Source organism: Streptococcus sp. Marseille-Q7156, from assembly GCF_965119495.1.
Genome location: NZ_CBCPLU010000001.1, coordinates 1793742 through 1816963, shown reverse-complemented (window position 1 = coordinate 1816963; position 23222 = coordinate 1793742). Strand labels below are relative to the sequence as shown.

6 protein-coding genes and 1 pseudogene are annotated in these 23222 nt (G+C 40.8%); all 7 read left to right on the top strand.

All coding sequences use genetic code 11. The features are described 5' to 3' along the window. Positions 1-259: 259 nt before the first annotated feature. The 7 genes and pseudogenes from ACWPV5_RS08390 to ACWPV5_RS08360 all read left to right on the top strand — a co-directional run bounded on the left by ACWPV5_RS08390 (position 260) and on the right by ACWPV5_RS08360 (position 23157). Positions 260-5032, top strand: coding sequence for a ZmpA/ZmpB/ZmpC family metallo-endopeptidase (locus ACWPV5_RS08390; RefSeq protein ID WP_454383347.1), 4773 nt, complete (start codon positions 260-262; stop codon positions 5030-5032). Between the two features lie 237 nt (positions 5033-5269). Beyond that, positions 5270-9058, top strand: coding sequence for a sugar-binding domain-containing protein (locus ACWPV5_RS08385; RefSeq protein WP_454383345.1), 3789 nt, complete (start codon positions 5270-5272; stop codon positions 9056-9058). Position 9059: 1 nt separating this feature from the next. Next, the gene (locus ACWPV5_RS08380; RefSeq protein WP_454383343.1) at positions 9060-10748 is read left to right on the top strand and encodes an alpha-L-fucosidase; all 1689 of its coding nucleotides are present in this window, start codon (positions 9060-9062) and stop codon (positions 10746-10748) included. Positions 10749-10848: 100 nt separating this feature from the next. After that, positions 10849-11799 carry an Rpn family recombination-promoting nuclease/putative transposase gene (locus ACWPV5_RS08375; RefSeq protein WP_224218777.1) on the top strand — a complete coding sequence of 317 codons (951 nt, stop codon included), beginning with the start codon at positions 10849-10851 and terminating at the stop codon, positions 11797-11799. A 7-nt stretch (positions 11800-11806) separates the two neighbouring features. Continuing rightward, positions 11807-12187, top strand: a pseudogene (locus ACWPV5_RS08370) (Rpn family recombination-promoting nuclease/putative transposase); the annotation flags it as partial. A gap of 731 nt (positions 12188-12918) precedes the next feature. After that, on the top strand, positions 12919-15150 hold the full coding sequence (locus ACWPV5_RS08365) for a YSIRK-type signal peptide-containing protein (protein WP_454383341.1): 2232 nt from the start codon (positions 12919-12921) through the stop codon (positions 15148-15150). A 24-nt stretch (positions 15151-15174) separates the two neighbouring features. After that, complete coding sequence (locus ACWPV5_RS08360) at positions 15175-23157, top strand: DUF1542 domain-containing protein (protein ID WP_454383339.1); 7983 nt, start codon at positions 15175-15177, stop codon at positions 23155-23157. Positions 23158-23222: the final 65 nt, after the last annotated feature.

The window sequence follows — 23222 nt, the reverse complement described above, 5'->3', positions numbered from 1 at the left end:
AAAAGCAAAGAACATTGATATACATTTATACTCAATGAAAATCAAAGAGCAAACTAGGAAGCTAGCCGCAGGCTGTACTTGAGTACGGTAAGGCGACGCTGACGTGGTTTGAATTTGATTTTCGAAGAGTATTAAATAAAAATTATTGTATGTTGTCTCCCTTAATTTGGAATGATAAGAGAATAACTAGAAAGATTTGTGAATACAAACTATTTCTGATATACTAAATATACAGTAATAATGAATGATAGGATATGGGATGAAAGAATTTCAATTTGAGAGAAAGCAGCGTTTTTCTTTGAGAAAATATACAATAGGAGCTTGTTCGGTCTTGCTAGGAACGAGTTTATTTTTTGCTGGTATGGGGGCTCAATCCGTACAGGCTACAGAAACGACTTCAACATTAATTTCAAGTCATTATTTGGATGAGCAGGATTTACCTGAAAAGCTGAAATCTGAGTTGCAATGGTTTGAAGAAAATAAGATTGAGCTAAAAGAGGGAAAAGAATACTATTTTGTCTATCGAAAATTGGCTACAAGATTACCAGAAACAGGTCTGTTTTCTAATGATGGGATGTTTATCTTGGGAGCAGGATTATTATTGCTTTCCTTCACTTTAATCAAGAGAAAAAAGGGAGCGTCTTACTTCCTTGTGAGCGTCTTTGCTGTTGGTGGTTGGGGAGCATCCATCTCTGCTTTCGAAAATCTGGTAGAATTGCAACCAGCCCTTGTTAAGAGAGTAGAAGGTCAGTTTTTACCAAGTCCTGAAACAGTCCAAGGATATGAATTTACGGAATATTATTTGGTAAGAGATAGTGCTAGCAAGGAACTTTCTGTTGATAAGGTAGAGTCGCCAGCATTATCTCAAAAGGAGGAAAGTTCAGAATCTCAGTCTAAGAAGATTGTACCACAGACTGCATCACATTTTAGCTCGACTAAAGATCTTGTGCAATCTCCTCAACCATCTTACGCAGTTGAGCCTGTTTTAAATCCAACTTCTGAAAAAAGTATGAATATTGAGTCTAAAAAAGTACCAGATGAAGGAATGAAAACTGTTATTGAAGACAAGCCAGAACTGGAAGTTAGGATAGGGGAGATAGAGTTTGAAACTCAATTTCAGTCTGACCCAACTCTGGCTAAGGGAGAAAAAAGAATTTCTATAGAAGGTGCCAAGGGACAAGAACGAATCTTAACAGAAGTAAGGGTTGTCGATGGTATTGTTACGCGAAATGAAGTAGGGAGAGAAGTGCTTCGTGAACCAGTTGCTCAGGTGATTTTGGTCGGGGCAAAAGAGAAGGAACCTCAAGAAAATAGTATAAGCCTAGCCCCGGAAGTCCAACCACCTCTTCCGTCTTATGAGGGCGGTGTTTCCGGCGAATCCTTGGTGGAACCGTCCCTTCCATCTTATGAAGGCGGTGTTTCCGGTGAGTCCTTGGTAGAACCAGCGCTTCCGTCTTATGAAGGCGGTGTTTCCGGTGAGCCTTCGGTAGAGCCGTCTCTTCCGTCTTATGAAGGCGGTGTTTCCGGTGAATCCTTGGTGGAGCCGTCCCTTCCCTCTTATGAAGGTGGTGTTTCTGGCGAATCCTTGGTGGAACCGTCCCTTCCCTCTTATGAAGGTGGTGTTTCCGGCGATCCTTCGGTGGAGCCGTCCCTTCCGTCTTATGAGGGCGGTGTTTCCGGTGAATCCTTGGTGGAGCCGTCCCTTCCGTCTTATGAGGGCGGTGTTTCCGGTGAGTCCTTGGTAGAGCCGTCCCTTCCATCTTATGGAGGTGGTGTTTCCGGCGATCCTTCGGTAGAGCCATCTCTTCCGTCTTATGAAGGCGGTGTTTCTGGTGAGCCTTTGGTAGAACCGTCCCTTCCATCTTATGAAGGCGGTGTTTCCGGTGCATCCTTGGTGGAACCGTCCCTTCCATCTTATGAGGGTGGTGTTTCCGGTGAGCCTTCGGTAGAGCCGTCTCTTCCTTCTTATGAAGGTGGCGTTTCCGGCGAGCCTGAGATACAGGAGGCTCTCCCAGAGTATAAAGATGACACTCAACTTCCTCAGACCAAAGTGGAGACCAAAGCTGTTCCTTATGAAATCGTTTATGAAAAGAATGAGGCACTAGACCACGGAGTTACAAGAGTAAAGATTCCGGGTGCTGAGGGACAAGAACAAGTTACTACTACTTATACTAAAGATCAAGCAAGTGGAAATATTTCTGAGAATAAAACTGTCAAAATAGTAGTTAATAAAGTTGATCAAGTTGTAGAAGTTGGAACTAAACCGAGTGTTGAAACTACTGTCTTATCTCATAAAACGATTTACCAAGTGAATCCTGCTTTGGAGTTCAGACGACAGGAAGTAGCGGTTGCAGGGCATGATGGTTCGGTGGAAACTAGGACGACTTATCAACTAGACAAGGCAACAGGTCAGGTGACGGTATCTGACACTACTAGACAAGTAAATCCAGCAGTCGATAAAGTGATTCAAGTTGGTAATGTGGAAAAAGTAATACAACCGATTGCTGTTACTGAGGAGCGAAGAGAGGATTCTTCACTTGCTAAAAATATAGAAAAGGTAGCATCTGAAGGAGAAGTTGGTGAGAATACACTTACCAGAACCTACGCTATCAATGAACAAACTGGTGAATTGGTTAATCCTCAAGAAGCGAGTCAAATAACAAAACCAATGAAACCGAGAGTTGTTTTAGTTGGTAGTCAGGAGGATAAACCACACTTACTTCCGGCTAATAGTGAGAGAGAAGATGCTGTGGATGTGTCTGCTCTGACCACAAGCGCGAGGTCAGTAGACTTCTTACATGACAGTAAACTAAAAGAACAGTTGGAGCCTGTCTATGATCCTCGAGATATTATAACAAAGAGAATTGCGCTCAGAAAAACACACCCAAATATCACTGACCAAGAAGTCAAAGATACGTTGCGTACAGAGTATCTTCAAAAACTATCAATTCAAGAAAGTTTTGATCAGATGAAGACGCAAGCTGAGTCAAGTTTCAAAAAGATAGCCTCGCATACATTGGGAATTATAGGAGATACCCCTGAAAATCGCAGCAAGGTCAAACAAGAGCTTGAGCAATACAAAGAGCAGATTTTGTTGGGACTGTCTTATATCAATCGTTTTTATAATATTCAATTTGGGGACACGAATATTCGTGATATTCTGGCCTTTAATCCAAGCTCATTTGGCAATAAGACAATGACCGCCTTGGATAGTTTGAAAAAATTAGGATCCATGTCTTATGAAGAGATGAAATTGACCAATAGTCCTCAAACATTTACAAAGTATTTATCTACCATTACAGGTAAGGCTAGCTTGAAGGAATTTTTAGACAGCAATCGCCAACTCTTTACGTCAGATGATGCGGATACTTGGCTTAAAAAATCTAGCCAAGCTATGATTGTTGAAAAATCATCTAAGGAAAATCCTTCAGCGCATGTCGGGTTGTATAGCAAGTTGACAGCTGGGGAAAAGGATCCTCGTAAACAAGAGGCTAATATGGCTGCTATTTTGGGACTTTTGAATGTGAAAGAACCAAATGTTTACGTGATTAGTAATATGGCGACGATTACTTATGGTAATATTGGTTCCTATATAGATACTTCTCTTGCCCAGTCTAATCCAACTAAGTATCAGGCTGAGCTTGCTAGAGTCAAGTCTTTAATTGAAAAGGCGGCTGTACAACAAGCCAACTATGTTGATACTCTTTATCGTATAACAAAACCAGAAAATCGTGATAAGTTACTGACAAATCGCTTGATTATTGATACGATGAAGAAATATACAAGTAATCCGAATGCACAGATTGATAGCACTTGGTCATCAGCTGCTGGTAGTGGAGCTGATAAAGGAGTTGATCAATTTATGACTCCTATGAATTACTATTCTCCAGTAAGTAAGGTGGGAGCTGAGGCCAATGGATTAGGTGTCCGTTACTTTATAGATAGGGTTCTGGATGATAGAGGTTCAGCGACTTATTCTCATGAAATGACGCACTTACTAGATAGAACGGTCTTGTTTAATAATCACGGTCGTCGAGATGGCACAGGAGCAGAGTTTTATGCGCGTGGTATTTTTGAAAACTCCTATAATTCAGAAAAGGATACTTATTTTAATCTCAATTTTGTATATGATGAGAGTGATAAGAATGGATTTTACAATAAAACACCTGATCGATTTAAAACAGCAGAAGATTTGCAATCTTACATGAAGGGAAGTTTTGATGTTCTTTATACTCTAGATTACCTAGAAGCAGAGGCAAGTAGAAACTTATCTGCAGAAGACAAGATGAGTTATTTCAAAAAAATAACGCCGATTCCTTCAACAGGTTCTAGAACTTGGGTAGATTACCGTAATACAGCAGTTAAACCGACTCATAAGAGTGAGGAGATTCAAGCTCTGACCTTAGAAGATGCCAAAAAATTGACAGATATTGATAGTTTGATTGACAATCATATCCTGGTCAATCGTTATATCATTGCTGGTTTTTCAGATAAAGGTAAAATTGCAGCAAATGGATATTATTTAGTGGATATGTTTGATACCATTTATGGTGTTAGTCAAAATGACACTGGTATGAGTGGGGACATCACCTTTAGAAAACAAGCCTTTGAATTGATGGCTGCTTTGGGTTATTATGAAGGATTTGTTCCTTATGTTTCAAATCAATATAAAAACCAAGCTGAAGAAGAAGGTAAACCGCTATCTGATAAATATATTTTCGATAACATTTTGGGAAAATCTTACGCAGCTTTCAAAAAAGAGCAAATAACTGAGCGTGTTGATAAATTAGGTAAGTTAAAACCAATTACTATAAATTATAACGGAAAAGAAGAAGTGATTGATAGTAAAGAAAAATTACAAGAGCTTATGAATAAAGCTGTTAAAGAAGAACTTGCTCAAATAAAAGCAGGAAACACAACGGCTAAAAAGTTTGATTTTATCGAAACACCAGTGCAAAAACTGAAAAAAGCGATTTATAAAGCTTATCTCAAAGATTCAGATGACTTTAGACAGTCGATTTACAATAGTTAAGACAAAAGGGACATCTCTCTGGAATGAACATTCAGAGAGGTGTTTTTTGCGCTCTTGTAAGGTTTGACCTTATTTCTTGAAAATGACAGTTTGCTTGAATATGGAGTGATTTGCAGACTTTTCCACAAATTATAGAATCTTTTCTGAGTATTTAGGGAGTGATAGAGGAAATCTTGAAAGCGCTTTTGTTTTGTGCTATAGTCAAGTAAATCGAATCGTTTAAAGAGGAATGCTTGTATGAGAAGAGAAGAAGTTTTACGAAATCACTGGTTTTTTAGTCAAGAGGTGGGGAAAGAAGAAGCCTTAGCACCGGATTTTCAGAGGGAAAATTGGCAGGCCATTCAAGTGCCACACGACTGGAGTATTTATAATGATTTTGACCAGTATTCTCCAGCGCAAAATGAGGGTGGTCAGTTAAATGGGGGTCAGGCTTGGTACCGGACGCAGTTTTACTTGGAAGAAGATGCCAGTCTTGTATCGGTGTATTTGCTCTTTGATGGGGTTTACATGAATGCCCAAGTCTATATCAACGGGCAAGTGCTGGGTTATTATCCCAATGGCTACACACCCTTTTCTTATGATATCACGCCTTATCTAAGAAATGATGGGACGGCCAACCAGCTTGCGGTTTTTGTGGAAAATAAGCAACCTAGCAGTCGTTGGTATTCGGGCAGTGGTGTTTACCGAGAAGTAAAATTATTGATTAGAGATTTGGTGCATCTGGATTTATATGGGATTAAGATAGAAAGTCCCAAGCTCAAGGAGCAAAGAGATGGATGGGTGGAAACTCAGCTTGAAAGTAAAGTTTCAAATGATGGGCCTCAGTCTGTGTCGGTATATTTAGAACAGAGTATCTGGTATGATGGACAACAGCTGTCAGACTGGCAGGCGACAGACTCTCTAGTGATTGAGTCTGGGGACAAATATTCTTTCCAACAAGCCATATCAATTTTTCAACCTTTGCTTTGGGATATTGAATCCCCTCACCTTTACCAATTGAAGACTCGCCTCTACAAAAATGGTATTTTGGTTGATGAAGAAGAGGAGACTTTTGGTTACCGTTATATGGATTGGCAAGCGGATAAGGGCTTCTTTCTCAATGGTCGCTGGTTGAAGATTCATGGGGTTTGTCTCCACCATGACTATGGAGCGCTGGGAGCTGTGGAAAACAGGTCAGCTGCTGAGAGACGCTTGCGCCAGATGAAAGAAATGGGCGTCAATGCGATTCGAATCACCCATAATCCAGCTAGTAGCATTTTGCTGGCTCTAGCTGCCAAAATGGGCTTACTCATCCAAGAAGAAGCCTTTGATACCTGGTATGGAGGCAAGAAAGAATATGACTATGGTCGCTTTTTTGAGGAAGAAGCGACTCATCCAGAAGCGAAGGTAGGCGATTTTTGGTCAGATTATGATTTGCGCACCATGATTGAGCGTGGCAAGAACAATCCAGCGATTTTTATGTGGTCCTTAGGAAATGAAGTTAGTGAAGCAAATGGCGATGCTCATTCATTGAAGACGATCAAACGCTTGCTAGGAAGGGTCAAGGAAGTGGATGATAGTCGTTTTGTGACCATGGGAATGGATCAATTCCGCTTTGGAGATGGGTCTGGAGGTCATGAAAAGATAGCCAATTTGCTGGATGTGGTGGGCTTGAATTACTCAGAAGATAATATTGACGCGATTCGCAAAAGACATCCCAAGTGGCGACTTTATGGGTCTGAAACCTCATCGGCTACCCGAACGCGTGACAGCTATTTTCGCCCAGATAAGGAATGGGTTGGGGATAATCGCCGCGTGAGGAATTTTGAACAGTCAGACTATGGCAATGATCGGGTTCCTTGGGGGAAGACAGCGACAGCTTCTTGGATAGCAGATAGAAATCGGCTAGACTATGCGGGTCAGTTTATCTGGACAGGAGTGGACTATATCGGTGAGCCCACTCCTTGGCACAACCAAAATGACACACCTGTCAAGAGTTCCTATTTTGGGCTTGTGGATACGGCAGGGATTCCTAAAAATGACTATTATTTCTATCAAAGTCAGTGGGTGGACCTAGATCAGTATCCCATGGTTCATATCCTGCCCCACTGGAATTGGGAAATCCACAAGAGTTATCAACAAGTTGTGGATAAGTATGGGGATATCCCTGTTCGAGTGTATTCAAATGCTGGTTCTGTAGAGCTATTTCTTAATGGAAAATCCCAAGGCAGAAAGACTTTTCAGGAAAAATGGACTTCAGACGGTCGAAAATATCAAGAGGGAGAAGGTTCTGATCAACTCTATCTCGAATGGCGCTTGGCTTATCAACCGGGAGAATTGCATGCTGTAGCCTATGATTATCAAGGTCAGATTGTGGCAGAAGATAGGATGGTGACTGCAGGTAAGCCAGCCAAAATCGGGTTACATGCCGAGAAAACAAAACTGGAGCCAGATGGGCAAGACCTCCTCTATCTCTATTTTGATGTATTGGACAAAGATAGAAATTGGGTGCCGACTGCTTCCAATCAGCTTCATTTTGAAATTGAAGGCCCTGCTCGCATTGTAGGTGTGGATAATGGTAGGCAGGCCAGTCGTGAACGTTACAAGGCTCAGAAAAATGGTCGGTTTAAGCGGAAAGCCTTTCATGGCAGAGGTGTCCTTTTGGTTCAGAGTTTAGATCAGGCAGGTCACGTAAGAGTAAAGGCCAGTGCCAGAGGGCTAGAGCCAGCAAGTTTTGATATCTTAGTGGGAGAGGCTTTGGCTACCCAACCAGTAAAAAATCAGCGCTTGTTTGAGATTCGAGTGGACAAGCAGGCAGGATTACAAGAAGGGGATTCCCCAGCTATTGGACTTTATCCACAAACTGTGGATAACCCTGTGAACAAGGTGGGGAATAGTGAAGTGATTTGGGAGATGAGTGGCAGTGCCCATGCCATTATCAAGCAGGGAGTGCTTCATTGCTTGTCTGCAGGGGACTTGGCTATTCGCGCCTTTTATCAAGGGAAGGCCTATCAAACTCATTTGCAGGTGGCAGAAAATACCTCACTAGGGCAAGCAGTTTCTGTACGACCACTTCGCTTGTATACAAATAAGGGAACTTATCCACAGCTTCCATCTTCAGTTTTGGTGGACTATGAGTTTGGCGGTGCAAAACGAGTCAAGGTTGTCTGGGAGGAAATTCCTAAAGAAGATTTGGAAAAATTTCATGAATTTACGGTATCTGGTCAGCTGGAAGGGCTGGATTTAAAGGCTTCTGCTCAGGTTTGTGTCCAAGGAATTTGCGCTATTGAGCCTGAAAGGGTTTGGACGCTTGTTAAGGAAGCCCCACATTTACCAGACCGAGTCAAGCTAGTCTTATCAGATGGCAGACGAGATACGACCAAGGTGACTTGGGATGAACTCAATCCTCAAGTCTATGCTCAGGTAGGAAAATATGTGCTCACAGGGCAAGTAGCGGGCTGTGAGTTGTCAGCAACAGTCACCATTCATGTGACAGATGCTAGTGTAGATGGGGAAGTTATTTCCAATCAGTGGACAGGATCTAACCTGCCTCTGGTCTTTGCTTCCCACTCAGAGCCGAATCACCCAGCCTCTTACCTCAATGACAAGGTCATTGCTCGGAAGAAATCGACAGCCAATACTTGGATTGCTAAGTCAGAGAAAGCCAGCGTGGGCATTCTTTTTGGAGATGCAGGGATTTTAAAACCGCGATTTGTGGATAACCTGACCTTGTATTATGTTGAAAATCAAGACTATGTGGCGGTGGAGCCGACCTTTATTGATTATTACATAGGGAATGAGCCTAGCTTACCTCGGACTCCAAATCATTTGGATAAGGATTCCCTGCTCAAGCAAGAGGAGAATTGGCAACCTGTATCAGGCATCCGAAAAGTGTCAAGCGACAAGGATGAAGAGCTTCGTTTTGAATTTGACAAGGTGGAAACCTATGCCCTTCGTATTCGATTTGAAGGCTTGACCAGTCCCCTAGCCTTAACAGAATTGCAAGTACATGCCAAAAAAGTAAAGAAAAATGTAGATAGGAAGTAGTATGGTAAGAGAAATAAAACCGCATGGCCCCTTGCCTAGTCAGGCCCAGCTAGCTTATTTAGAGGATGAACTAGCAGCATTTATCCATTTTGGGCCTAATACCTTCTATAATCAGGAATGGGGAACAGGTCAGGAGGATCCTGAACGCTTTAACCCGACAAGGTTAGATGCGCGTGAGTGGGTTCGTGTGCTCAAGGAAACGGGCTTTAAGAAGTTGATTTTGGTGGTCAAGCACCACGATGGCTTTGTCCTCTATCCGACGGCTCATACAGATTATTCGGTTAAGGCTAGTCCTTGGAGGAATGGAGAGGGGGACTTGCTCCTTGAAGTATCCCAAGCTGCCACAGAGTTTGATATGGATATGGGGGTCTACCTATCACCCTGGGACGCCCACAGCCCCCTCTATCATGTGGATCGAGAAGCGGACTATAATGCCTATTATCTGGCTCAGCTGAAGGAAATTTTATCAAATCCTGCCTATGGAAATGGAGGGAAATTTGCTGAGGTCTGGATGGATGGTGCCAGAGGAGAGGGCGCTCAAAAGATCAATTATGAATTTGAAAAATGGTTTGAAACCATTCGTGACCTGCAGGGCGATTGCTTGATTTTTTCAACAGAAGGCACTAGTATCCGCTGGATTGGCAATGAACGAGGGTATGCAGGTGATCCCCTATGGCAAAAGGTGAATCCTGACAAACTAGGGACAGAAGCAGAGCTGGACTATCTTCAGCACGGAGATCCCTCGGGCACGATTTTTTCAATCGGTGAGGCAGATGTTTCCATCCGGCCAGGCTGGTTCTACCATGAGGATCAGGATCCTAAGTCTCTTGAGGAGTTGGTCGAAATCTACTTTCACTCGGTGGGTCGGGGAACTCCACTCTTGCTCAATATTCCGCCGAATCAAGCTGGGCTATTTGATGCAAAGGATATTGAACGCCTCTATGAATTTGCGGCCTATCGCAATGAGCTCTATAAAGAAGATTTGGCTCTGGGAGCTGAGGTATCTGGTCCAGCTCTTTCCGCAGACTTTGCTTGTCGCCATTTGACAGACGGCCTTGAGACTAGCTCTTGGGCAAGCGATGCAGACCTGCCCATCCAGCTAGAATTCGACTTAGGATCTCCTAAAACTTTTGATGTCATTGAGTTAAGAGAAGGTTTGAAGCTAGGGCAACGAATCGCTGCTTTTCATGTGCAAGTAGAGGTGGATGGCGTCTGGCAGGAATTTGGCAGGGGCTTTACAGTTGGTCATAAGCGTCTCCTGCGAGGTCCGCTAGTAGAGGCACAGAAGGTGCGCGTGACGATTACAGAGGCACTATCTATGCCTGTATTGACTAAGATTTCACTCTATAAAATTCCTAGCTTATCACAAAAAGAAGTTGTTCAGGGACTAGCATTTGCAGAAAAAAGTCTAGCTGTAGCAAAGGGAGAGACTCTTCATTTTAGGATTGAACGTAGCGAAAGTAGCTCCTCTTTAGAGGCTAAGATTTCTATTCAACCGGGGACAGGTGTCCATGGTGTCGCCTATCAGGACGAAATTCAAGTCCTTCAATTCCAAACAGGGGAAAGCAAAAAAGATTTGTGCCTACCAACTCTGTATTTTGCTGCCGACAAGACCTTGGATTTCTATCTGAATCTGACTGTTGATGGACAGCTGATTGATCAAGCTCATATTTTAGTTGAAACGAGATAAAATATCTTCACAATTCATTTCCTTTTCGAATAAATAGATAGAACCATCGAATCTAACAAAATTAGATTTAAAACTATGGTATAATAGAAGGAGGAAATGGATGACTTTAAGACATCCGGGCATTAGCCCAACCAATGACTTGGTTGCTAAGAAAATTTTCAGCAATCCAGAAATCACTTGTCAATTTATTCGCGATATGCTGGACTTACCAGCTAAAAATGTAACTATCTTAGAGGGAAGCAATATTCACGTCTTGCCTTCCCTGCCGTACTCAGCGCAGGATTTCTATACAAGTATTGATGTCTTGGCGGAGTTGGATAATGGCACTCAGGTAATTATTGAGATTCAGGTGCATCATCAGAATTTTTTCATCAATCGCCTGTGGGCTTACTTGTGCAGTCAGGTCAATCAAAACCTTGAAAAAATCCGTCAACGTGAAGGTGACACCCACCAGAGTTACAAACACATCGCACCAGTTTATGCTATTGCAATTGTGGACAGCAATTATTTCTCAGATGACCTAGCTTTTCATAGCTTTAGCATGCGAGAGGATACGACAGGTGAGGTCTTAACCATCACAAACAATGGACAAGAAAACCATCTGGTTAAGATGGCATTCTTGGAATTAAAAAAATACAGAGAAACCAGCAAAGACGAGGTTCGCAAACCGTGGTTGGAGTTTTTTGGTAATAAGCCCTTTACTCAAGAACCCGAGCGAGCCATCAGTCAAGCAGATCAACTGCTGGACTACAAGAGCTGGTCCGAGGAGGACAGGAAAATGTTTAGTCAACTACGTATGCGAGAAGAACAGGCATTGTTAGCACAGGACTATGCCTTGGAACAAGCTGAGGAAAAGGGCTTAGAGCGTGGTCTTGAACGTGGTCGTGCAGAGGGTCGTGAACAAGGACGAGAAGAAGGCATTGAACAGGGATTAAAAGTAGGTTTAGTAAATCTAGTACGTCAAGGTCTCCTGACTTCTGAAGTTGCCAGCCATCAATTAGGCATGACCGTGGCTGAGTTTGAGGAGCTATTGAAAGCCCATCATAAATAAGATCTAAAAATACAGAGAAACCAGCAAAGATAGTATTCGCAAACCGTGGTTGGAGTTTTTCGGCAACAAGCCCTTTACCCAGCAACCTGAGTGAGCTATCAGTCAGGCAGACAAACTGCTGGACTACAAAAGCTAGTCCGAGGAGGACAGGAAAATGTTTAGTCAACTACGTATGCGAGAAGAACAAGCATTATTGGCTCATGACTATGCCTTGGAAACTGCTAGGGCAGAAGGTATTGAACAAGGTTTAGAGCGTGGTCGTGCGGAGGGGCTTGAACAGGGATTAAAAGTAGGTTTAGTAAATCTAGTCCGCCAAGGTCTTCTGACTTCTGAGGTTGCGAGTGAGCAGTTGGGTATGACCGTCACCGAGGTTGAGGAATTACTATAATATAGGAAAAGAGGACATGTTATCAGACTAGGTAGCATGTCTTTATCTTTATATGTTAGCTATAGTTGGTTGAAGCTAGACTAGTACGGCGTGTCTGCTAAAACTTTCAGGTTGTAACAAGGGATGGTCAAATCAGTAGCGTTGGTGATATAATTCCAGCATATATTGACTTTAAATGTTGGGAGAGTGGCGCATATGATATATAGATAAGAGTTTTGTTCGACTAAACTAGAACGTTACTAGATAATGTGGAAATCTAACTGCTGCTTTTTTATCTATATGGACTCACAACCCTGTTTTTAGAGCTGGAAAAAGCTAAAAATTTAAAAAATTTTGTATATTTATTTTACGAATATTTTGTTAAAAAAGAATCAGAATAATTCCTTTTAGGTATCAAAGTTATCTGATTTCCAAAATAAAAAGATTTTATCCAAATTCATTTCCGAATTTCAGTTTTCAATACAATATAACAACATATAGTAGATAAAAATATTTTACTGATTTTAAAGTTAAAAATTCATAATTTTGGTTATAAAACCGAACAAATTGTAAAAATTGTCTGAAAAATGTTTTTTTTTTTTTTGGCGAATTTGATAAGCATTTATCTTGCATATATATCACTTATCATGTACAATGAAGAGGTAAAGTATCACATTCGAAGCCTCGTCTATGACGGGGGATCTTTGCATGTAGATATAAAAATAAAAATTTTTTTAAGGAGAACACAATCAGTGGAGAAGAAATCATCTATGAGTCGTGTTGAACGTTTGCATCGTGAGAAGGTCACTCGTTACTCAATCCGTAAATATAGTTTTGGAGCGGCTAGTGTAGCCGTTGCTGCTCTTTTCATGTTCTTAGGTAATGGGGCTGTCTCAGCTAATGAACTAAGCAAACAAGAGACATCTTTAGAAGCAACAACTCCAACTTTGGACAAGACCCAACTTGAAAGCTACATTTCAGAAATTGAAACAAAACTTTCTAACGGTTCTTACGATAACAAAACGGAAGAAAGTGTTACAGTATTAAAAGCTGACCTAGAAGCTGCAAAAGCTACTTTAGCGAATGCAACTACTCAAGCTGAGCTAAAAACAGCTTACAATAAACTTGTCACTACAGCTAACACTAAATTAAAAACTAAACCTGTAGAGAAAAAAGAAACTCCAGCAGTAGATATAACTGAAGGTAAAGAAACTGTAGGGAAAAAAGCAGAAAACACTGAACCAAAATCAGAGTCTAACTCGATCGAACATACAGGATCTAATGACCCACGTAACGGTAAAGAGATGGATAAAGAGAATGCTTTCCGTGCGGAGACTGATACAGAAAAGCCAACTGTAGAAATTCCATTTGCAAATGGTAAAAATGTCTATGTCTATAGTGGAGAAGCTGAAGGTTTCGACATTAAAATTAAGGATAATTCAGGATTCATTAAAAGTGCAACTGTTTTACGTGGTGGTAATCAAGATTTTGCTGAGGTAGCAGGGGAGCCGGGTAAAAGAAATGTTCAGTATGGTTACACTGTTAACGAGATTACAACTAAAACAGAAGCTTCAGAATCTAATCCAGCAGTAATTCATTATACAGGTTTACCTGGAGGCGAGCTTAATGCAGACCAGCTAGAAAAAATCAGAACTACAGGACTTACGTTAGGTTGGCGCTATGTTACTGCAACAGATGAGGCTGGTAATTTTATTGAAAATAGAGCAGTAGGTTCATCGAATGCTACTGACCCAGGTTCATTCAACGTTATAGCAAAACCACAAACATATAAGTATGATCCGGTAGCATTGGAGACTGCAAATAAAGTTGTGGTCGCGGATCTTGCTCAATTAACAGAGACAGATTTAAATAATATTAAAAACGGCCTTAAGGTTGAATATTCAAAAACAAATGACGATGCACAATTAGAAAGTAAAAAAGGTACTTTACTTGATGATGCTAAAACTGTAGTTTCAAGTGTAGCACAATCTGGCAGTGATTTGACTGTTACCTATAAAGATGGTTCAACTGATTCTATTGCTGTTTCAAGTGTAGCACGTATCAACCAAGATCCAACTGTAGAATTCCCATACTCTGATGCAGCTAAGCGTGAAATCTATGTGTATGGAGCAGAAGAGAACTCATTTGATATTAAAATCAAAGATGATGCGGATAAGATTAAAAGTGCAACTTTATTACAATGGGGAAATAAACCGTTTAAACCTGTAGAAGGTACAGCTGATAAAATCAATACTCAGTATGGATATACAGCCAATGAGTTTAAAACGGAAACACCAGCATCGGACGCGACACCAGCAGTTATCAGATACTCAGGTACTCCAAAAGCGACAGATGATTTATCAGAAGAAAAATTAAAGGAAGCAACAAAGGGAGAAACTCCAAAGGGGTTGGCTTTAGGTTGGCGTTATGTGGCAGTTACAGATGTTGAAGGAACAAAATTTGCTGGTTCTGGAAAGGACGCCGCTAACGACCATGCTTTCCGTGTTGTACTTAAACCACAAACCCAAAAGTATGATGTTAAAGATTTAACAGGCTCTCAACGTATCACGGTTAATGATATCGATAACATTACAGAAGATGAGCTAGGAACAATTAAATCAAGATTGCAATTAGAGTACTCTAAAAAGAATACGGATGCTCGCTTGCAAGGCTTAGCAGGAACAGATGTTAGCACCCCGTCTCAATTGATTAAAGAAGTGGTAGTGTCTCCAACAGATTCTACAAAACTTGCTGTAACATATAATGACGGCTCTGTAGATACAATTGAAAAAAATAAAGTTCTAAATGTAAGACCAAAAGGAATTATCCCGTTCTCTAATCCAGCTGAAAAAGAAATCTATGTTTATAAAGGTGAAGAAACAAATCTTGAATTTGGTGTTACAGACGATAGTGGAAAAATTAAGGATCTTCGTATAGTACAGGCGAAAGGTCTTGTAGGGGCATCTGGTGCTGCACAAGGATAAGTTAAAAATGAGTATGGTTTAACTATGACCTCACAGACGGATACTAATGGTATTAATGCAACAGCAGATGATCCAGCTATTACTAGAATTACGGGAACGGTAAATGTTCCAGGTCGACCACAATTTGTAGGAACATTAATGACAAGATACCTAGTAGCTGAAGATTTAGAAGGGGCAGTATTCTCCCCACCACTTCAGAACACTAATCTTGATCAAGAGGGAGCTTTCAAACTTGTCGTTCGTGAACAAACTCAAAAATACAATATTGAAAGTCAAACAAACGAAGCTGATAAAATCACAGTTTCGGATCCAGATAATCTATCTGAAGCTGATCTTGCTAAAATTAAAGAGAATATCAAGGTTAAATATAGCACAGCTGATGATGCAAGATTGTCAGATAAAAATAATACAGAAGTAGAAAATGCATCAAATTACATCAAATCTGTAGCAAAACAAGGTGACCAACTTGTCGTTACTTATAACGATGGATCTACTGATAGTGTTCCTTTGACAGGTGTTGTAAAACTGGATAAACAACCTGCTATCAATGCAGTAAATACAGCAGCAGCTGAGAAAATTGCAGCGATTAACTCAACTCCAAATGCTACTGATGAAGAGAAACAAGCAGCAATCGATAAAGTAAATGCTGATAAACAAAAAGCATTAACAGCAATTAATGATGCTACTACAAAAACAGCTCTTGATACGGCTAAAAACGCAGGAACAAGTGCAATTGCAGCAGATAACCCAGTAGTAGCGAAAAAAGAAGCAGCAAAAGCAGATGTTGAAGCAGCTCGTAAAGCTAAAGAAGATGCGATTAAAGCAGATACAAACTTATCAGAAGCTGAAAAAACAGCAGCGATTGCGAAAAATAATACGGCAGCAGCAGAAGCAACTAAAGCTATCGACTCTGCAACAACAAACGATGCAGTAGATCAAGCTAAAACTGCTGGTACTGGAGAAATTGCGAAAGTAAACCCAGTAGGAAAAGAGCTAGCAAAAGAAGCTGTAACAAATGCATTAGCAGATAAAGAAAAAGCAATCGAAGCACGTACAGACTTAACTCCAGCAGAGAAAAAAGCAGCTAAAGACAAAGCTAAGGAATTAGCAGATGCACAATTAGCGAAAATTGCTGAGCAACCAAGCTTCACTGATACACCAGCAGAAGCAACAACTGCTCAAACAGCTGTGAATAATGCTGAAGATAAAGGTATTGCAGATGTAACAGCTGTAAACCCAGTAGCTAAAGAAGCAGCTAAGAAAGATATTGCTGATCAATTAGCTACGAAAAATGGAGAAATCGACGATCGTGACGACTTAACTGACGAAGAAAAAGCAACAGCTAAAGCAGAGGCTAAGAAATTAGCAGATGCACAATTAGATGAAATCGCTAAACAACCTGATAATGTTGATGATCCAAAAGCATTACCAGCAGTTCAAAAAGCTGTGGATGATGCAGGTAAAAAAGGTGTAGCAGATGTAACAGCTGTAAACCCAGTAGCGAAAGAAGCAGCTAAGAAAGCAATCGCGGATGAATTAGCTGAGAAAGAAAAAGCAATCGACGGACGTACTGACTTAACTGACGAAGAAAAAGCGGCAGCTAAAGCAGAAGCTAAGAAACTGGCAGATGCACAATTAGCAGAAATTGCTAAACAACCAAGCAACGCAGCAACGCCAGAAGAAGCAGCAAAAGCACAAACAGCAGTAGATACAGCTAAGAAAACAGGTGTAGATGAAGTTAGTGCAGTAAATCCAGCAGCGGCTAAGAAACCAGCAGCTAAGAAAGCAGTTGAAGATGCCCTTAAAGATAAAGTAGCTGCAATTGACGCACGTGAAGACTTAACTCCAGAAGAAAAACAAACAGCTAAAGACAAAGCAGCAGAAGCAGCTAAGAAAGCAACAGATGCAATTGATGCAGCAACAACAGATGCAGCAGTAGATACAGCTCAAACAGCTGGTACTGGAGAAATTGCGAAAGTAAACCCAGTAGCGAAAACAAAAGCTAAAGATGAAATCGCAAAAGAGTTAGCTGAGAAAGAAAAAGCAATCGACGCTCGTACTGATTTGACGAAAGAAGAAAAAGACGCAGCTAAGAAAGAAGCTCAAGATAAAGCTAAAGAAGCGACAGACGCTATTAACAAACAGCCAGACATCGCAGAAACACCAGAAAAAGCCGCAGAAGCACAAACAGCAGTAGATGGTGCAAAAGATAAAGGTGTAGCAGATGTTAAAGCTGTAAATCCAGAAGCAGTTAAGAAACCAGCAGCTAAGAAAGCCATTGACGATGCACTTAAAGCTAAAGTAGACGCAATTAACGCACGTGAAGACTTAACTCCAGCAGAAAAAGATGAAGCTAAGAAAGCAGCAGAGAAAGCAGCAGATGATGCTAAGAAAGCAATCGATGCAGCAACAACAGATGTAGCAGTAGATGCAGCGAAAAATGCTGGTACTGGAGAAGTTGCGAAAGTAAATCCAGTAGCGAAAGAAAAAGCTAAAGAAGAAATTGCAAAAGAGTTAGCTAAGAAAGAAGAAGCAATCGACGAGCGTAAAGACTTAACTGACGAAGAAAAAGCAGCAGCTAAGGAAGAAGCTCAAGCTAAAGCGAAAGAAGCAACAGATGCGATCGATGCTCAACCAGCTAATGCAGAGACACCAGAAAAAGCCGCAGAAGCTCAAAAAGCAGTAGATGGTGCAAAAGATAAAGGTGTAGCAGATGTTAAAGCTGTAAATCCAGAAGCAGTAACTAAACCAGCAGCCAAGAAAGCAATCGAAGATAAATTAGCAAAACAATTGGAAGACATTGCTAACACTCCAGATGCTACTGATGAAGAGAAGAAAGTTGCAGCAGATGCAGCTAAAGCTCTAGCAGAAGAAGCTAAGGAAGAAATCGATAAAGCTGGAACAGATGCAGAAGTTAAGCAACTTCAAGAAAAAGCTGAAGGTGAAATTGAAAAATCTGTACCAGTTGTAGAAGATAAACCAAATGCTCGTAAAGCAATTGATGAAGAAGCAACAGCTAAGAAAGCAGAAATCGATGCGCGTAACGATCTAACTCCTGAAGCTAAAGCTAAATTAAAAGCTAAAGTAGATAAAGTTGCGGAAAAATCTAAAGCAGCAATTGATGCAGTAAGTAGTGTAGACGATGTTAATACAATAGAAGAGGCTGATAAGGCGGCTATTAAAGCAATTGGAGAAGTAAACAGACCAATTGATAAAGTATTAGTAAAAGATCCAAGTGCATTAACAGATGAAGAAAAAGCTAAAATCTTAGAAGAAGTTAAGAAAGTTAACCCAACAGCTAAAGAAGTTAAATATGATGAAAATGGAAACATCGAAGTAACAACAGAAGCTGGCGATAAAGGAATTATCAATCCGACAAAATTAGTGAAAACTGAGGACCAGTTAGATAACGGTAAAGGTGGAAATGACATTAACAAACCACTTGATAAAGTTATCGTAAAAGATCCATCGAACTTAACTGACGAAGAGAAAGCTAAGATTGTTGCTAAAGTTGAAGAGGTAAATCCAGATGCTATAGTAACGATAGATGAAAATGGAACTGTTTCTGTTTCTACTCCAGAAGGTAAAACTGCAGCAATTCCAGCATCAGAATTAGTAAGAACTAAAGAAGATACTTCTAACCCAGATGCAGGAAATAGTAAAATTGTTAAACCAGCAGACAAAGTAGCCGGTGAAGCAAATGATCCGGATGATCAAGCTAAAGTAGAAGAAAAATTAAGAGAATTAAACCCAGAAACTAAATCTGTTAAATTTGATGAAGATGGTAATGCGACAGTTACACTGAAAGATGGAACTACTGCGACAATCCCATCAGAAGATTTATTCAAATCAGAAGCAGATGCAACTAAACCAAATGCAGGAAACGATATCGTTAAACCAGCAGATAAGGCTGTAGTAAAAGATCCAGCTAACGTAACAGATGCTGAGAAGAAAGCAATCGAAGACAAAGTTAAAGCTGTAAATCCAGATGCAACTGTAGTAGTAGACGATAAAGGAAATGCGACAGTCACAACCCCAGAAGGTAAGACAGCTGTAATTCCAGCAGCAGACTTGACGAAAGATCCAGAAGCTGCAACTAAACCAAATGCAGGAAACGACATCGTTAAACCAGCAGATAAGACTGTAGTAGCAAATCCAGAAAAACTTACAGATGCTGAGAAGAAAGCGATCGAAGATAAAGTTAAAGCTGTAAATCCAGATGCAACAGTAGTTGTAGATGACAAAGGAAACGCAACAGTTACAACCCCAGAAGGTAAGACAGCTGTAATTCCATCAGCAGACTTGACAAAAGATCCAGAAGCTGCAACTAAACCAAATGCAGGTAACGACATCGTTAAACCAGCAGATAAGACTGTAGTAGCAAATCCAGAAAAACTTACAGATGCTGAGAAGAAAGCGATCGAAGATAAAGTTAAAGCTGTAAATCCAGACGCAACAGTAGTTGTAGATGACAAAGGAAATGCAACAGTTACACCAAAAGATGGAGAACCAGTAGTAATTCCAGCAGCAGACTTGACGAAAGATCCAGAAGCTGCAACTAAACCAAATGCAGGCAACGACATCGTTAAACCAGCAGATAAGACTGTAGTAGCAAATCCAGAAAAACTTACAGATGCTGAGAAGAAAGCGATCGAAGATAAAGTTAAAGCTGTAAATCCAGATGCAACAGTAGTTGTAGATGACAAAGGAAACGCAACAGTTACAACCCCAGAAGGTAAGACAGCTGTAATTCCATCAGCAGACTTGACAAAAGATCCAGAAGCTGCAACTAAACCAAATGCAGGTAACGACATCGTTAAACCAGCAGATAAGACTGTAGTAGCAAATCCAGAAAAACTTACAGATGCTGAGAAGAAAGCGATCGAAGATAAAGTTAAAGCTGTAAATCCAGATGCAACAGTAGTTGTAGATGACAAAGGAAACGCAACAGTTACAACCCCAGAAGGTAAGACAGCTGTAATTCCATCAGCAGACTTGACAAAAGATCCAGAAGCTGCAACTAAACCAAATGCAGGTAACGACATCGTTAAACCAGCAGATAAGACTGTAGTAGCAAATCCAGAAAAACTTACAGATGCTGAGAAGAAAGCGATCGAAGATAAAGTTAAAGCTGTAAATCCAGACGCAACAGTAGTTGTAGATGACAAAGGAAATGCAACAGTTACACCAAAAGATGGAGAACCAGTAGTAATTCCAGCAGCAGACTTGACGAAAGATCCAGAAGCTGCAACTAAACCAAATGCAGGTAACGACATCGTTAAACCAGCAGATAAGACTGTAGTAGCAAATCCAGAAAAACTTACAGATGCTGAGAAGAAAGCGATCGAAGATAAAGTTAAAGCTGTAAATCCAGATGCAACAGTAGTTGTAGATGACAAAGGAAACGCAACAGTTACAACCCCAGAAGGTAAGACAGCTGTAATTCCATCAGCAGACTTGACAAAAGATCCAGAAGCTGCAACTAAACCAAATGCAGGTAACGACATCGTTAAACCAGCAGATAAGACTGTAGTAGCAAATCCAGAAAAACTTACAGATGCTGAGAAGAAAGCGATCGAAGATAAAGTTAAAGCTGTAAATCCAGATGCAACAGTAGTTGTAGATGACAAAGGAAACGCAACAGTTACAACCCCAGAAGGTAAGACAGCTGTAATTCCATCAGCAGACTTGACTAAGTCACCAGAAGATGCAGCTAAACCAAATGCGGGCAACGACATCGTTAAACCAGCGGATAAAGTAGTTGTAGATCCAGCCAAAGGTGTAGATGAAACAGCTAAGAAAGCGATCGAAGATAAAGTTAAAGCTGTTAACCCAGGTGCAACAGTAGTTGTAGATGATAAAGGAAATGCGACAGTCACAACCCCAGAAGGTAAGACAGCGGTCATTCCAGCCTCAGACTTGACTAAGTCACCAGAAGATGCAGCTAAACCAAATGCGGGCAACGACATCGTTAAACCAGCGGACAAAGTGGTAGTTGATCCAGCCAAAGGAGTAGACGAAGCAGCTAAGAAAGCGATAGAAGACAAAGTTAAAGCAGTCAACCCAGGTGCAACAGTAGTTGTAGATGACAAAGGAAATGCGACAGTTACAACCCCAGAAGGTAAGACAGCGGTTATTCCAGCCTCAGACTTGACTAAGTCACCAGAAGATGCAGCTAAACCAAATGCAGGCAACGACATCGTTAAACCAGCAGCTAAAACTGTAGTAGCAAATCCAGACTCATTAACAAAAGATGAGAAGAAAGCAATTGCAGCTAAAGTAGTAGCAGTCAACCCAGGTGCAACAGTAGTTGTAGATGATAAAGGAAATGCGACAGTCACAACCCCAGAAGGTAAGACTGCAATCATTCCAGCATCAGACTTGACAAAAGCTGCAGCTGATCAATTGACAGCAAATAATGCTAAGACTCCGGTAGCTAAAACACCAGTAGTAAATCTGGATAAACTTACAGATGCTGAGAAGAAAGCAGTCGCAGCTAAAGTAGTAGCTGTAAATCCAGATGCAACAGTAGTAGTAGACGATAAAGGAAATGCGACAGTCACAACCCCAGAAGGTAATGTTTCTGTAATTCCTGCTTCAGAATTAGTCAAGAAACAGGCTGATCTTGAAAAAGAAACTAATGGTAACGATGCTAAGACTCCAGCAGCTAAAACTGTGGTAGCAAATCCAGAAAAACTTACAGATGCTGAGAAGAAAGCGATCGAAGATAAAGTTAAAGCTGTAAATCCAGATACAACAGTAGTAGTAGATGACAAAGGAAATGCTACAGTAGCTAAAGGTGACGGAACAGTTCTAGATATTCCAGCCTTAGACTTGGTAATCCCAGCTGAAAAATTAGCAGATGCAGCTACAGATGCTAAGGTTAAGACTCCTGCCATCCGTACCTTGGTAGATAAAAAAGACAAATTAACAGACCTTGAAAAAGAAGCTGTTAAGAAAGCTATTAAAGCAGTCAACCCAGGATCAACAGTAGTTGTAGATGATAAGGGTAATGCTACAGTTACATCACCATCAGGTGACACAGCAACAATTTCTAAAGAACAACTAGTGAAAGATAAAGAAGCTGTTTCTAAATCTAAACATGGTGGAGATAATCTTGATATCGACTTGAGTAAAGTAGAGGTGGCAGACCTTGCTAATATTACTCCAGAAGAAAAAGCGAAATTCCAATTCAAGGTTCTAGGTGCTATTACAGACGTTCCAGAATTTGATCTTGATGCCTTCTTGAAAGAAACAGACGATAATGGTAATACAGTTTACACATCTAAAGATGGTAAAGTGAAAATTACGATTGATAAAGATGGTAACGCAACAGCAACAGTCGAAAAAGATGGTAAGACAGAAGCAGCTGTTAAAATTGACAAAGATGGAAATGTAACAATCGTTACAAAAGAAGGTCAAGTATTAGCAATTCCAAGAGATGATGCGTTTAAACAACGTCCATATGTGCCATCAAATGGTGGAGGCAATAACAGTGGTAACGGTAACGGAACTTCTGGCAATAACGCAGCTAATAACACTGACGCAAAAGTGGATAAAGCTAAGTTAGAAGGTGCTATTCGTCAATTAGATGAATTGATCATTAAAGAATCAGCTAAGCTTGATGCAGAAACTGCAAAAGAAGCGAATGCATTATCAGCAGATGCTAAGAAAGTATTTGCTAATGCAGACGCAAGTCAAGCAGAAGTGGATGCAATGGTTAAACGTATCGAAGACTTCATGGCGAAAGTTGCTTCATCAACTGATCATGCAACTCCAGCTAACGACCAAGCTGCTCAAAAACCAGCTGTAGCTCCAGCTACTACTCAAGCAGCGGCTAATGCTGGTCAAACAGCATCAGCACAAGCAAATGCGCGTAAAGCAGCTAAAGAGTTGCCAAATACAGGTACAGCAGATTCTACTGTAGCTATGGTAGCAGCTGCCGCAAGTGCAGTACTTGGTCTAGGTCTTGCAGGTCGTCGTCGTAAAGAAGACGAAGAAGCTTAATTGGTAGATTGTTTGATAAACATCAGATGATAAATCCGATTTTCAAAGCTTAAGCAAGTACCTCT

Coding starts and splice junctions, on each gene's coding strand:
- ACWPV5_RS08375 (WP_224218777.1), top strand. CDS start 10,849: ATGACTTTAAGACATCCGGGCATTAGCCCAACCAATGACTTGGTTGCT.
- ACWPV5_RS08390 (WP_454383347.1), top strand. CDS start 260: ATGAAAGAATTTCAATTTGAGAGAAAGCAGCGTTTTTCTTTGAGAAAA.
- ACWPV5_RS08380 (WP_454383343.1), top strand. CDS start 9,060: ATGGTAAGAGAAATAAAACCGCATGGCCCCTTGCCTAGTCAGGCCCAG.
- ACWPV5_RS08385 (WP_454383345.1), top strand. CDS start 5,270: ATGAGAAGAGAAGAAGTTTTACGAAATCACTGGTTTTTTAGTCAAGAG.
- ACWPV5_RS08360 (WP_454383339.1), top strand. CDS start 15,175: ATGACCTCACAGACGGATACTAATGGTATTAATGCAACAGCAGATGAT.